The following is a 13059-nucleotide window of genomic DNA, read 5'->3' on the forward strand; positions in this document are numbered from 1 at the left end:
GAAGTTATTGTGGTTAAAGAGAATAAAAACACCATTGCCTGAAACTGCTCCAAATATGTCATGGGCGTATCAGGAACTGGCAAAGTTAGGAGGCTGGAAAGATACCAAGCGCACAGGGCGTGCATCTTTGAAAGTGTTATGGCAAGGATGGCTTAAGTTACAAGCCATCCTGGAAGGCTACGATTTAGCAAAATCTCTTGAGTCAGACTTGTGATCAAGAGACAGCTTAAAAAGTGGCTTTGTGCTTAAAGAGCTTAATAACCTGATAGCAGGTTGAGTAATAAAATTACTCTGCGTCAGCTTCTTTATATTTAGCAGCAGTTTCTGTAATTAACGGCTGTAATTCACCGCGTTGAAACATTTCGATAATAATGTCACAACCACCAACTAATTCGCCATCTACCCATAATTGCGGGAATGTTGGCCAATTTGCGTATGCTGGAAGCTCAGCACGAATGTCTGGATTAAGTAAAATATCAACGTATGCAAATGGTTCACCACATGACATTAACGCTTGCGATGCTTGTGAAGAAAAACCACAATTTGGTAATTTTGGTGACCCTTTCATGAAAAGGATTATTGGGTTTTCTGAAATTTGCTGTTTAATTTTATCAATGGTTTCCATCTACAACCTCAAAGTAACGATAGCTAAATATATTTAGGTCTTGAAAATAACTCATCGTGACCACAAATATATAACTTAAAATGGGCAAATAAAGCCGCAATTGAAATAGTCTTTCGCAATAGCATTGCTGTTTGCTTAAACTTGAGTAAAATACTCAACAATTATAGTAACACTATATTACCGCTTGGTATAGGTAACTGCTCTGTTTCAACAGGCATTACGTATTACCAAATGGACTATCAACCAAAGAAGATGGAGATAAAAAAATGGCATTTGAACTACCGTCACTACCATATGCAATCGACGCACTTGAGCCACATATTTCAAAAGAAACGCTAGAGTTTCACCATGGTAAACACCACAACACATACGTGGTTAAGCTTAATGGTTTAATCCCTGGTACTGAGTTTGAAAACAAATCTCTAGAAGAGATCGTATGTTCATCAGAAGGCGGCGTATTTAACAACGCAGCACAAATCTGGAACCATACTTTTTACTGGAACAGCTTATCTCCAAACGGCGGCGGCGAGCCTACTGGCGCAGTTGCTGATGCAATCAACGCTAAATGGGGTTCTTTTGATGCGTTTAAAGATGCATTAAATGACAAAGCAGTAAATAACTTTGGTTCAAGCTGGACGTGGTTAGTTAAGCTTGCTGATGGTTCACTAGACATCGTTAATACATCTAACGCTGCTACACCATTAACTGATGATGGCGTTACTCCAATCCTTACAGTGGATTTATGGGAACACGCTTACTACATTGATTACCGTAACGTTCGTCCAGATTACCTTAAAGGTTTTTGGTCGCTTGTTAACTGGGAATTCGCGAACGCTAACTTCGCTTAATTAGCCTTTAAACGCTAATGTAAAAAAGACGCTTAGGCGTCTTTTTTTGTTTCTTATTTATCACACCCAAGCGCCTCATCATTTAATAAAACACTTTTAGTAACATGATCTTTTTTCACTTAAATTTTTAATTTTATTGCACAAAAATACAGATTCGTGACTAGACTTTAAAAGGTAAGCACCTTTTTACAGCGGGTTTCGGAGGTTATTATGACGATTTTTGAGCATTACCAAGCACGATACGAAGCGGCACAGGAAGAAGAATACAGTATCGCTGAATTTCTTGAGATTTGTAAAACCGATAAGTCTGCCTACGCCAGCGCACCAGAACGCCTACTCATGGCAATTGGCGAACCAAACATGGTAGATACCGCAACGGATGCACGACTAAGCCGGTTATTTTCTAATAGAGTAGTTGCGCGCTACCCTGCCTTTGCTGATTTTTATGGTATGGAAGACGCCATTGAGCAAATAGTCTCTTATTTAAAACACGCCGCCCAAGGGCTTGAAGAATGCAAACAAGTGCTTTATTTACTTGGACCTGTTGGTGGGGGTAAATCATCCATTGCTGAAAAACTAAAATATTTAATGCAACAAGTGCCTATTTATTCAATTAAAGGCTCACCGGTAAACGACCATCCTCTTGCATTATTTGACCCAATAGAGGACGCTGACGTACTTAAGAAAGAATACGGTATTAAACCGCGCTACTTAAAAACCATTATGTCGCCTTGGGCTGGCAAACGCTTAAAAGAGTTCAATGGTGATATTAGCCAGTTTAGAGTGGTTAAACGCTACCCTTCTATTTTAAACCAAATAGGCATTGCCAAAACCGAACCAGGAGATGAAAACAACCAAGATATTTCAGCACTGGTTGGTAAGGTCGATATTCGCCAGCTTGAGCACTTTGCCCAAAACGATCCTGATGCATACGCCTACTCTGGCTCCTTATGTTTAGCTAACCAAGGGCTGATGGAATTTGTAGAAATGTTTAAAGCGCCTATTAAAGTGCTGCATCCTTTACTTACCGCAACCCAAGAAGGTAACTATAACGGCACAGAAGGCATTAGTGCCCTGCCCTTTAATGGCATGATCCTCGCTCACTCGAATGAGTCTGAGTGGCAAACCTTTAAAAACAATAAAAACAACGAAGCATTTTTAGACCGTGTTTATATTGTAAAAGTCCCTTATTGCTTACGTGTAACTGAAGAAATTAAAATTTACGACAAATTACTTGAGCACAGCGAGCTATACAACGCGCCATGTGCACCGGGTACACTTAAAACATTGGCGCAATTTACGACGCTATCACGTTTAAAAGAGCCAGAAAATTCAAGTATCTATTCTAAAATGCGGGTATACGATGGCGAGACCCTAAAAGACACCGACCCTAAAGCAAAATCGTATCAAGAGTATCGTGATTACGCAGGTGTTGATGAAGGTATGACGGGGCTCTCTACCCGCTTTGCGTTTAAAATTTTGTCCCGTGTGTTTAACTTTGATACCACTGAGGTTGCTGCAAATCCGGTGCATTTGTTCTATGTACTTGAGCAACAGATAGAGCGCGAGCAATTTTCAAGTGAAATAGAAGAGCGTTATTTAAGCTTTTTAAAAGGCTATTTAATTCCACAATATGTCGAGTTTATAGGTAAAGAACTGCAAACCGCTTATTTAGAATCGTATTCGGAATATGGACAAAATATTTTTGACCGTTATGTTATTTATGCAGATTTTTGGATACAAGACCAAGAATATCGCGACCCCGATACAGGACAGCTATTTGACCGCGCAGCGCTAAACGCTGAACTTGAAAAAATAGAAAAGCCAGCGGGTATTTCTAATCCTAAAGATTTTCGTAATGAAATAGTGAACTTTGTACTGCGTGCCCGCGCACACAACAACGGGAAAAACCCACTATGGACAAGCTACGAAAAACTACGCACGGTGATTGAGAAAAAAATGTTCTCTAATACCGAAGATTTACTCCCTGTTATTTCGTTTAATACTAAAACGTCTGCAGAGGATCAGCAAAAGCACGAAGACTTTGTGAACCGTATGGTCGAAAAAGGCTATACACAAAAACAAGTTCGCTTGCTTTCTGAGTGGTATTTACGGGTTAGAAAATCGCAATAACCTTCATAGTCGTAGTATATAGGAGGTCAATATGGCGCATTTTATAGATAGGCGTTTAAACGGAAAAAATAAAAGTACGCTTAATCGCCAGCGCTTTATTAGGCGCTATAAAAAACAAATTAAAGAAGCGGTTTCAGATGCGATTAACAAACGCAGCGTTACCGATTCAAGCTCTGGTGAGAGTATTTCTATTCCACAACGCGATATCAGCGAACCTACATTTCATCAAGGGCAAGGCGGGAATAGAGAACAAATTCACCCGGGTAACGATCAGTTTTCTACAGGTGATAAAATTGAGCGCCCTAAAGGCGGACAAGGCGGTGGTGCCGGTGAAGGTGACGCCAGCGATTCGGGCGAGGGACAAGATGAGTTTGTATTTTCAATATCAAAAGATGAATACCTTGATTTACTGTTTGAAGATCTAGAACTTCCTAACTTACAAGAGAACCAGCTTGATAAGTTAGTGCAAATGAAAACCCATCGCGCAGGTTTTTGTAGCGACGGCATGCCAAGTAATATTGACATTGTCCGCTCTCTTCAAGGCTCGCTTGCCCGCCGTGTGGCAATGAGTGCAGGTAAAAAACGCCGTTTAAAAGAGCTTGAAAAACAACTTGATGCGTTGCTTGATGAGCAACATAGCGATAAAGCGGCAATTGCTTTATTACAAAAAGAAATTGCAGCATTAAAAGTGCAAATTAAGTCGGTTCCGTTTATTGATAACTACGATTTACGTTTTCGTAATTACGAAAAGCGCCCTCACCCCACCAGCAAAGCCGTGATGTTTTGTATTATGGATGTGTCAGGCTCAATGGATCAGCCAACAAAAGACATGGCAAAGCGTTTTTATATTTTGCTCTATCAATTTTTAACGCGCAGTTATAAAGACATAGAAGTTGTTTATATTCGCCACCACACACAGGCTAAAGAAGTTGACGAACAAGAGTTTTTTTACTCCCAAGAAACTGGCGGCACTATTGTTTCGAGCGCTCTTAAATTAATGAACGAAATAATAAAAGAGCGTTATCACGCAAATGAGTGGAATGTATACGCCGCACAAGCCTCTGATGGCGATAACTGGGCGGACGACACCCCGCAGTGTGGTGAAATATTACGTAATAAGCTCTTAAGCGCAGTACGTTATTTTGCTTATATTGAAATAACCACTCGTGCTCATCAAAGCCTATGGCGCGAATATGAATCTATAACACACAGCCATAATAATTTCGCCATACAGCATATTCAAAGCGTTGAAGATATTTACCCAATTTTTAGGGAGCTATTTAAAAAAGGTCGTCAACAGCAAAACTCTGCATAGCCTAAAGCGAGGTAGCATTATGAATGATAAACGAATGAGTGATGGCCCAGATTGGACCTTTGATTTATTAGATGAGTACCAAAGTGAAATTGCCCGTGTTGCAGCTCACTACAAGTTAGACACATACCCTAATCAAATTGAAGTGATAACCGCAGAGCAGATGATGGATGCTTACTCAAGCGTTGGCATGCCTATTGGTTACAGCCATTGGTCTTACGGTAAAAAGTTCATTCAAACAGAGCAAAATTATAAGCGCGGACAAATGGGTCTCGCTTACGAAATAGTGATAAATTCGGACCCTTGTATTGCGTACTTAATGGAAGAAAACACCCTACCTATGCAAGCGCTTGTAATGGCACATGCATGTTACGGACATAACTCATTTTTTAAAGGTAATTACTTATTTAAAACCTGGACCGATGCTGGCTCAATTATTGATTACTTGGTATTTGCTAAAAACTACATAAGCCGCTGTGAAGAAAAGCATGGTATTACACAAGTAGAAGCCCTTCTCGACTCATGTCATGCATTAATGAATTACGGAGTCGATCGCTACAAACGTCCACAACAAATATCGTTATTTGAAGAACAAAAACGTCAACAAGAGCGTGAAGACTACCTTCAATCGCAAGTAAATGAATTATGGCGGACTATTCCTGAGCAACAGCAAGAAACCAAAAAGAAAGTACGCCATTTTCCTTCTGAACCCCAAGAAAATATTTTGTATTTCATTGAAAAAAACGCCCCATTACTCGACTCTTGGCAACGTGAAGTGATACGTATTGTTCGTAAAATTTCGCAATACTTTTACCCACAAAAACAAACTCAAGTAATGAATGAAGGTTGGGCAACTTTTTGGCATTACACCATCCTTAATCACTTATATGATGAGGGAAAACTCACCGACTCGTTTATGTTAGAGCTTTTACAAAGCCACACCAACGTAGTTTATCAGCCACCTTATAACAGTAAGTATTATTCAGGCATTAACCCATATGCTTTAGGCTTTAATATGATGGTTGATATTCGCAGAATATGTGAGCACCCAACTGAAGAAGATAAACGCTGGTTTCCTGAATATGCAGGCAGTAATTGGCTAGATACACTGCATTTTGCAATGGAAAACTTTAAAGATGAGAGTTTTATTAGCCAGTTTTTATCGCCTAAATTAATTCGTGATTTTAAATTATTTACTATTATTGACCATACTAATAATCCCCATTTAGAAATTGGCGCAATACATAACGACAACGGCTATAAAGCTGTAAGAGAAGCGCTCTCAGCGCAGTACAACTTGAGTAATCATGAACCCAACATTCAAGTATATGACGTTGATATTAGAGGTGACCGTTCACTAACCCTACGCTACGTACCTCATAACAACATTCCTTTAGCAAACTCGCACGAGGAAGTACTTAAGCATCTTTACAGATTATGGGGCTTTAAAGTAAAACTAGAGCAAGAGTCAAAGTGTGGTGAGGCTTCTATAATTGGCCAATGCCCAGTCGATGACTCTCGTCATACAACACAATAGTAAGGAACAATAAAGCTTTTAATATTGATTGGTTTTCATACTGATTGGATTACCTTAGCAGAATATACAAACGTAGTATTATTTAATCTTAAATTCTAGATATAAAAACTGACGCTTAAGCGTCAGTTTTTATATCTGTATAGGCTGTTACTCTGTTTCGGCCTGTATTTTTTGAGTGATATAACGCTTTATCGGCAGCTTCTATCCAACGCTCATGATTTTTAAAATCATTACTATTGCCAGCAAAGCCGATGCTCACCGTCATTTTTATTTCAAAATGTTTATACTTAACTGGATTTGACTCTATATGTACTCTTAAACGTTCAGCAAATATAGTCGCCCCCTCTTTATCTGTATCAAGTAAAGTTACTACAAACTCTTCACCACCGTAACGGCCAGCTATATCTGTTTCACGCAGTGTAGTACGTAATAAGTTTGATAGATGACGGAGCGCTTCATCGCCGCAACTATGCCCGTATTCATCATTTATTTTTTTAAAGTGATCAATATCAAACATTAATAATGTACTACAGCCACCATTTCGCTTAACTCTTAAAAACTCTTGGCGTAGCGTACCTTCCCAATGTCCACGATTTGCAAGCTGCGTTAAACTATCTGTTTGACTAACTTGTTCTAATTTTTTGTTTAACTCTTCAAGCTCTTTTTTATTTACCGCAACATCGGTCACATCGTACAAAATAATACAAATATGGCTCACTTCTCCTACTGTATTAGTAAGTGGAATAAAGGTCGCATTTTGGTACATGTAATCAGCTTTACCGGTAATCGGTCTATAATTTTTAAACCTGAAAATATAAGGCTGTTGCTCCCAAATAGTAAAAGAGCGGTTTTTTAAAACAAAAACCGACTCTGATTTACTTCTAAACCATTTTTCGTCTATTGCTGGAAATAAGTCAAATAGGTCTTTATCTTTTACTGCGCTTGGTAGAAGCCCTGAATGGTTTTCCATAAAGCCATTCCATACACACACCTTGTAGTCTCTATTAAGTACCACAAGACCTACATCTACGGTATTAAACATATCCATAAACCAATGGATCTCATTCATTTCTAAATCAGCAGCCATAACTTAATCTTCTAATAGGTAAGCAACTTTATACTTCAAAGTTTTAAGTGAATCTTCAGTAAATAACAACATGAGATCGCAATTTATATCATGGTTTTCAATACCGTAACTAATCTCTATAGCAAGCGTCCGCTGCCAACGTGACTTATTTGATTTAACTAACTCAGACACGTCTCTGTGCTGACCAAGTACTATGGGGTGTCCTTGGCTAAATGACATATCAAGCTGCTTTGAAAGACCCGTTAAAATGGCACCTATCAAAATATTACTAATATCCATAAGCAGTTCAAGTTCAACTTTGTCGTTTAACTCGCCGTCATAATTCATCAATGAAGCTATTTCTTTAAAGCTTGAATCATTTAAAAGTAATAGTGCCTCGCCCGAAATGCCACCGCCAATAAAGCCTTGGCACACACCCGATGTAGCAGCGTTATTATCAATAGAGCGTAGCGCCATATCGAGTTCGTTAACTTCTAAAATATTTACATTCGGAATTGGAAGCTTTACAAACACATTAAGCAGACGTGCAAGTAAATCCCCAGCCTGCCCCATAGCAACGTTAGTTAGCTCTTGGTATATATCCCGAACATCAGGGTCGACTTGCTCTCCTAGCGAATGAGAGAGACGCTCACGCATGGCTTTATCTTTAATCCCATGGTGTTCAATTATGCTGGCTAGTTTTTCGGGAGAACATGGTTTTTGAATAAAATCGATAGCACCAAGCTCAAGCACTCTTTGGTGTGCACTTGGTTGTATATCACCAGAGACAACAACAGTGAGAATATTAAGCCCCTGTTCTTTCATAGCGATTAAAACTTCATAACCGTCCATTTCTGGCATGTTTAAATCGAGAAAAAGTATCTCTGGTTCAATTAACTTTATTTGCTTTATACAATCAACGCCGTCAAGTGCAAATTCAACTTTAATGTCCCAATCTTCAGGTAATGAGCGAGCTAGCTGACGCCTAGCTAATTTCGAGTCATCACATATTAATACCGATGTTGACATATTATCTCTCTGTTTCTAAACCAGTAATGAGCATTAAAATCATTTTATGATGGTTTTTATTTTTATTATTGAAGATATCTTTTGTAACTTCATGTTAATCAAAGTTTAGCATAGTTACAATTTTTATATTTCAGAGCTAATACCCACTCTATTAAGCAGGTTTAATCACTTGGTAACTAAAGCCCAGTATAATACACTGACGCCCATTGCGTTAATTTAAAAGGAAATACCTTATGTTACGTTCACTTGCCTTTGCTTTGAGTGCATTTTGTTCTGTGGCTATTGCAGCCGACTATCCAGAAAACACGCTTGATGCAGGAAAAGTATCCGCACAAGGCAAACCAGTCACTTTATTAGGTCAAGGTATCTCAATTGGAGATAGTGCGCCAAACTTTAAAGTTGTTGATGACAACTTTATTCCAGTGACACTTGAGGATTATAAAGGCCAAGCTGTATTAATAAGTGTAGTACCCAGCCTAGATACCGGCATTTGTAGCCTGCAAACTAAGCATTTCAATGAAAAAGTAGCCTCACAATTCCCAAGTGTAGTTATGCTAACAATTAGTGCTGATTTACCATTTGCTCAAAAGCGTTTTTGCAAAGCTGAAAATATCGATAAAATCACTACGTTATCAGATTCTGTTTGGCGTGATTTTGGTCAGAAATACGGATTGATTATTAAAGATATGGGCTTACTAACGCGAACAGTCTTTATTTTAGATGAAAGCCATAACGTCATTTATAAACAGTTAGTTAGTAGCCTTTCAACTGAACCAGAATACAACAGCGTAATTGAGAAACTTGAAACGCTGTAAAGCCGATTAAATAGCATTGATTAAGCAATGCTAAACAGCCTTAAAACAAAAAACCGCCAATTGGCGGTTTTTTAATGTGCTTTTATAATTAACCTAAAAGCTCACCAAGTTGTGAACTAACAGCTTCAACAGCTTGTGTACCATCTAGTTTGTGGTATTGAGTATTACCAGCAGCAGCTTCTGCTTGGTAGTAATCAACCAATGGCATAGTTTGCTCGTGGTAAATACCTAAACGTTTACGTACTGTTTCTTCAGTATCATCAGCGCGAACAATTAAGTCTTCACCAGTTTCGTTGTCTTTACCTTCCACTTTTGGTGGATTATAAACAACGTGGTAAACACGACCAGAACCAGGATGAACGCGACGTCCGCCCATACGCTCAACAATGACTTCATCAGCCACGTCAAATTCAATAACGTGATCAACCACTACGCCATTTTCTTTCATTGCATCCGCTTGTGGGATTGTACGCGGGAAGCCATCAAGTAAAAAACCTTTCTCACAATCCGCTTTAGTAATACGCTCTTTAACTAAACCAATAATAATATCGTCAGAAATTAGTTGACCAGCATCCATTACTTTTTTTGCTTCTAGACCCAGTGGCGTGCCTTCTTTAATTGCCGCACGTAACATATCGCCAGTAGAAATTTGTGGAATACCGTATTTGTCCATTAAAAACTGAGCTTGAGTACCTTTACCTGCACCCGGCGCGCCCAAAAGAATAATGCGCATATTATTGTCCCCTAGTATGGATATTTATTTTAAAGCCTGAATTCTTCCACAAGCGCCGCCGATACTCAAGCAACTTATACTAATTGATGAGTTGTTGATGTATTTACAGCGCATTAAAAAAGGGAACATACGTTCCCTTTTATTTAAAGTATATAATTTATACTTTTATTAACTAAATAAGTAGTTAACTACTTACTTAGTTCAAGCATTAGCTTGTTTAAGCGAGTAACGAATCCTGTTGGATCTTTAAGTGTACCGCGTTCTGCAAGTAATGCTTGGTCTAATAAAACATGTGACCACTGTGAAAACTTATCTTCATCTTGTTCGTCATTTAAATGCTTAACAAGTTGGTGCTCTGGGTTTAGCTCAAACACAGGTTTTGCTTCTGGGGCTGCTTGACCTACAGACTCCATTAGCTTTTGCATTTGTGAGCTCATATCGTTGTCGTCGCTTACAACACACGCTGGAGAATCTGTTAAGCGGTGCGTAAAGCGTACTTCTTTAACGTCATCACCTAGTGCTGTTTTAATACGCTCAACAAGGCCAGCCATCTCTTTTTCAGACTCTTCTTGCGCTTTTTTAGTCTCTTCGTCGTCCAGCTTACCTAAATCTAAATCACCACGTGTGATTGACTGTAGTTGCTTATCAGCAAATTCAGTTAAGTGGCTCATCATCCACTCGTCAACACGGTCACTTAGTAACAATACTTCAATCCCTTTTTTGCGGAAAATCTCTAAATGAGGAGAATTTTTCGCAGAAGTAAATGTATCAGCTACTACATAGTAAATTTTGTCTTGGCCTTCGTTCATACGCTCAACATATTGCTCAAGCGACACATCTTGCGTTTCTGAATCAGTATGAGTAGACGAAAAACGTAGTAGCTTACATACGGCTTCTTTATTTGCCGCATCTTCAACTGGGCCTTCTTTCATTACTTGGCCAAACTCATTCCAAAATACTTGGTAATCGTCAGCTTTGTTTTTAGCCATACGCTCAAGCATTTTAATAATGCGCGATGTACACCCTTTACGAATAGCTTGCGTTACTTTGTTGTCTTGTAGAATTTCACGAGATACGTTTAGAGGTAAATCGTTTGAATCTAGTAAACCTTTCACAAAACGAAGGTAGCTTGGCATGAACTGCTCAGCATCATCCATTACAAATACACGTTGTACGTAAAGCTTTAAGCCACTTTGACGTTCACGGTTCCATAAATCGAAAGGTGCTTTTTTAGGGATGTATAAAAGGCTCGTGTATTCAGTTTTACCTTCAACCTTATTATGTGCCCAGCTAAGTGGATCTTCCCAGTCGTGGCTTACGTGCTTGTAAAACTCTTTGTATTCTTCATCAGAAAGCTCTGACTTATCACGCGTCCACAATGCAGTTGCACGGTTAATGCTTTCCCACTCACCTGGTACTGCTGGAATTTTTTCGCCGTCTTCGCCTTCAGACTCTGGTACTTCTGCTTTAAACATTTGTACAGGTGTTGAAATATGGTCTGAGTATTTTGTAACAATGCCACGTAAGCGGTAATCGTCAGCAAATTCTTTTTCTTCATCACGAAGATGTAAAATAATGTCGGTACCACGGCCTTCTTTTTCAATTTCTTGAAGCGTGTATTCGCCTTCACCTTGAGATTCCCACTCGTAAGCGGTTGTTTCACCGGCTTTACGTGTACGAACAGTTACTAAATCAGCAACAATAAATGCTGAGTAAAAACCAACACCAAATTGACCAATTAATTGTGAATCTTTACTTTGATCACCCGTTAAGTTTTTGAAAAACTCAGCAGTACCCGACTTTGCAATAGTACCCAATGAGCTTATTACTTCATCACGTGTCATACCAATACCATTATCAGAAATGGTAATTGTATTTGCTTCTTTATCAGCACTAATACGAACACGTAAATCGGCATCACCTTGGTAAAGGTCGCCTTGAGATAGCGCTATAAAGCGTAACTTGTCTGCTGCATCTGATGCGTTTGACACAAGTTCGCGTAAAAATATTTCTTTATTAGAATAAAGAGAATGAATCATTAAGTTTAATAATTGTTTTACTTCTGTTTGAAAGCCTAATGTTTCTTTTTGTGCTGCAGTCATTTATATATCTCCAATTTGCAAAGTGTCTGCGTTATGCACTTAATATGGGGTGAGGTGTTAGAACTTCAAGGGAAAAATCAAAAAAAGGTGAAACGAAAAAATAGAATATCTCGTTTATCTAAAATGGATGCGGACAATTAATATGAATTTTTTCACCTGTTGTTGGATGTTCAAAATATAAATCGCTGGCATGTAATTGTAAGCGTCCTGCCATGTACTCACTTTGCGCACTTTTATATAAATCACAGCCTAAAATTGGATGCCCTATAAACTGGCTGTGTATTCGTAATTGATGGGTACGTCCGGTAACGGGCGTAAATTGCACTAAGGTTCTGCACGGCTGTTTAAGCCGCTCAAGCACACTGTATTCACTCACCGCTACTTTGCCCGTCGTTTGGCAAATTTTAACTCGCGGAAAAAGCAGTTTATCTTTTGCTATTGGCGCAGTAATTGACCCCACATCAACAGCTAAGCACCCTTCAAGCATCGCTACATAACGCTTTTGAATAGTGCGCGCCTGAAACTGTTTATTAAGATGCTTTGATGCTTTGGCGTTTAATCCAACAATCATAATGCCCGATGTACCCAAATCTAATCGATGCGGTAACTTTGCCTCAGCAAATGCGGCTGTTAACTCTTTTTGACCATGTACTAAACGGTAATGTACTGAGTCCCAGTTAAGGGGGTTTTTACCAGACAAACTTAATAACCCACTGGGTTTATTGATCAATAAAATATCGTCATCTTGATATAATATTTCAATAAACCCGTCGCATTTAGGCGCTACAAAGTCATCAACTATAATGTGTGGTTCTGAAGGTGTTTGCGATGTTGAGTTATCTATTAAGTTAATCATTAA

Annotated in this window: 11 protein-coding genes and 1 pseudogene; 6 read left to right on the forward strand and 6 right to left on the reverse strand. The window is 38.9% G+C overall.

What is annotated here, in order from left to right:
- Nucleotides 1–214 (forward strand): annotated as a pseudogene (locus tag H4J63_RS14470) (IS4 family transposase); the annotation flags it as partial.
- Between the two features lie 72 nt (nt 215–286).
- Here the strand turns inward: H4J63_RS14470 and H4J63_RS14475 are convergent.
- Entirely contained in the window at nt 287–625 is a 339-nt protein-coding gene (locus H4J63_RS14475; RefSeq protein ID WP_004335359.1) for a Grx4 family monothiol glutaredoxin, read from the reverse strand.
- Nucleotides 626–891: 266 nt separating this feature from the next.
- Here H4J63_RS14475 and H4J63_RS14480 point away from each other — a divergent pair, with 266 nt between their 5' ends.
- From H4J63_RS14480 to H4J63_RS14495, 4 genes are all read left to right on the forward strand, one after another.
- Nucleotides 892–1473 carry a superoxide dismutase gene (locus H4J63_RS14480; protein WP_002960323.1) on the forward strand — a complete coding sequence of 194 codons (582 nt, stop codon included), beginning with the start codon at nt 892–894 and terminating at the stop codon, nt 1471–1473.
- 210 nt (nt 1474–1683) lie between these two features.
- The gene (locus H4J63_RS14485; RefSeq protein ID WP_182197258.1) at nt 1684–3606 is read left to right on the forward strand and encodes a PrkA family serine protein kinase; all 1923 of its coding nucleotides are present in this window, start codon (nt 1684–1686) and stop codon (nt 3604–3606) included.
- Between the two features lie 31 nt (nt 3607–3637).
- Entirely contained in the window at nt 3638–4921 is a 1284-nt protein-coding gene (locus tag H4J63_RS14490) for a YeaH/YhbH family protein (protein WP_182197260.1), read from the forward strand.
- 19 nt (nt 4922–4940) lie between these two features.
- Nucleotides 4941–6455 carry a SpoVR family protein gene (locus H4J63_RS14495; RefSeq protein ID WP_182197262.1) on the forward strand — a complete coding sequence of 505 codons (1515 nt, stop codon included), beginning with the start codon at nt 4941–4943 and terminating at the stop codon, nt 6453–6455.
- A gap of 115 nt (nt 6456–6570) precedes the next feature.
- On the opposite strand, the gene H4J63_RS14500 is transcribed toward H4J63_RS14495, so the two are convergent.
- Both H4J63_RS14500 and H4J63_RS14505 read right to left on the reverse strand, forming a co-directional pair.
- On the reverse strand, nt 6571–7542 hold the full coding sequence (locus H4J63_RS14500) for a diguanylate cyclase (protein WP_182197263.1): 972 nt from the start codon (nt 7540–7542) through the stop codon (nt 6571–6573).
- Between the two features lie 3 nt (nt 7543–7545).
- A complete protein-coding gene (locus H4J63_RS14505) occupies nt 7546–8550 on the reverse strand; it encodes a response regulator (RefSeq protein WP_010553397.1) in 1005 nt (334 codons plus the stop codon).
- 233 nt (nt 8551–8783) lie between these two features.
- Here H4J63_RS14505 and tpx point away from each other — a divergent pair, with 233 nt between their 5' ends.
- Entirely contained in the window at nt 8784–9365 is a 582-nt protein-coding gene (tpx, locus tag H4J63_RS14510) for a thiol peroxidase (protein ID WP_182197265.1), read from the forward strand.
- 88 nt (nt 9366–9453) lie between these two features.
- On the opposite strand, the gene adk is transcribed toward tpx, so the two are convergent.
- The 3 genes from adk to H4J63_RS14525 all read right to left on the reverse strand — a co-directional run bounded on the left by adk (nt 9454) and on the right by H4J63_RS14525 (nt 13056).
- Complete coding sequence (gene adk, locus H4J63_RS14515) at nt 9454–10098, reverse strand: adenylate kinase (protein WP_076924125.1); 645 nt, start codon at nt 10096–10098, stop codon at nt 9454–9456.
- Nucleotides 10099–10286: 188 nt separating this feature from the next.
- A complete protein-coding gene (gene htpG, locus H4J63_RS14520) occupies nt 10287–12200 on the reverse strand; it encodes a molecular chaperone HtpG (RefSeq protein ID WP_182197267.1) in 1914 nt (637 codons plus the stop codon).
- 118 nt (nt 12201–12318) lie between these two features.
- Nucleotides 12319–13056 carry an RluA family pseudouridine synthase gene (locus H4J63_RS14525; protein WP_182197269.1) on the reverse strand — a complete coding sequence of 246 codons (738 nt, stop codon included), beginning with the start codon at nt 13054–13056 and terminating at the stop codon, nt 12319–12321.
- Nucleotides 13057–13059 lie beyond the last annotated feature (3 nt).

This window comes from Pseudoalteromonas sp. 5Ae-yellow (assembly GCF_014077565.1).
Classification (GTDB): domain Bacteria; phylum Pseudomonadota; class Gammaproteobacteria; order Enterobacterales; family Alteromonadaceae; genus Pseudoalteromonas.

Excerpts from the sequence above, each read along its gene's own strand:
- H4J63_RS14475 (WP_004335359.1), bottom strand. The coding sequence starts at position 625 with ATGGAAACCATTGATAAAATTAAACAGCAAATTTCAGAAAACCCAATA.
- H4J63_RS14480 (WP_002960323.1), top strand. The coding sequence starts at position 892 with ATGGCATTTGAACTACCGTCACTACCATATGCAATCGACGCACTTGAG.
- H4J63_RS14485 (WP_182197258.1), top strand. The coding sequence starts at position 1,684 with ATGACGATTTTTGAGCATTACCAAGCACGATACGAAGCGGCACAGGAA.
- H4J63_RS14490 (WP_182197260.1), top strand. The coding sequence starts at position 3,638 with ATGGCGCATTTTATAGATAGGCGTTTAAACGGAAAAAATAAAAGTACG.
- H4J63_RS14495 (WP_182197262.1), top strand. The coding sequence starts at position 4,941 with ATGAATGATAAACGAATGAGTGATGGCCCAGATTGGACCTTTGATTTA.
- H4J63_RS14500 (WP_182197263.1), bottom strand. The coding sequence starts at position 7,542 with ATGGCTGCTGATTTAGAAATGAATGAGATCCATTGGTTTATGGATATG.
- H4J63_RS14505 (WP_010553397.1), bottom strand. The coding sequence starts at position 8,550 with ATGTCAACATCGGTATTAATATGTGATGACTCGAAATTAGCTAGGCGT.
- tpx (WP_182197265.1), top strand. The coding sequence starts at position 8,784 with ATGTTACGTTCACTTGCCTTTGCTTTGAGTGCATTTTGTTCTGTGGCT.
- adk (WP_076924125.1), bottom strand. The coding sequence starts at position 10,098 with ATGCGCATTATTCTTTTGGGCGCGCCGGGTGCAGGTAAAGGTACTCAA.
- htpG (WP_182197267.1), bottom strand. The coding sequence starts at position 12,200 with ATGACTGCAGCACAAAAAGAAACATTAGGCTTTCAAACAGAAGTAAAA.
- H4J63_RS14525 (WP_182197269.1), bottom strand. The coding sequence starts at position 13,056 with ATGATTAACTTAATAGATAACTCAACATCGCAAACACCTTCAGAACCA.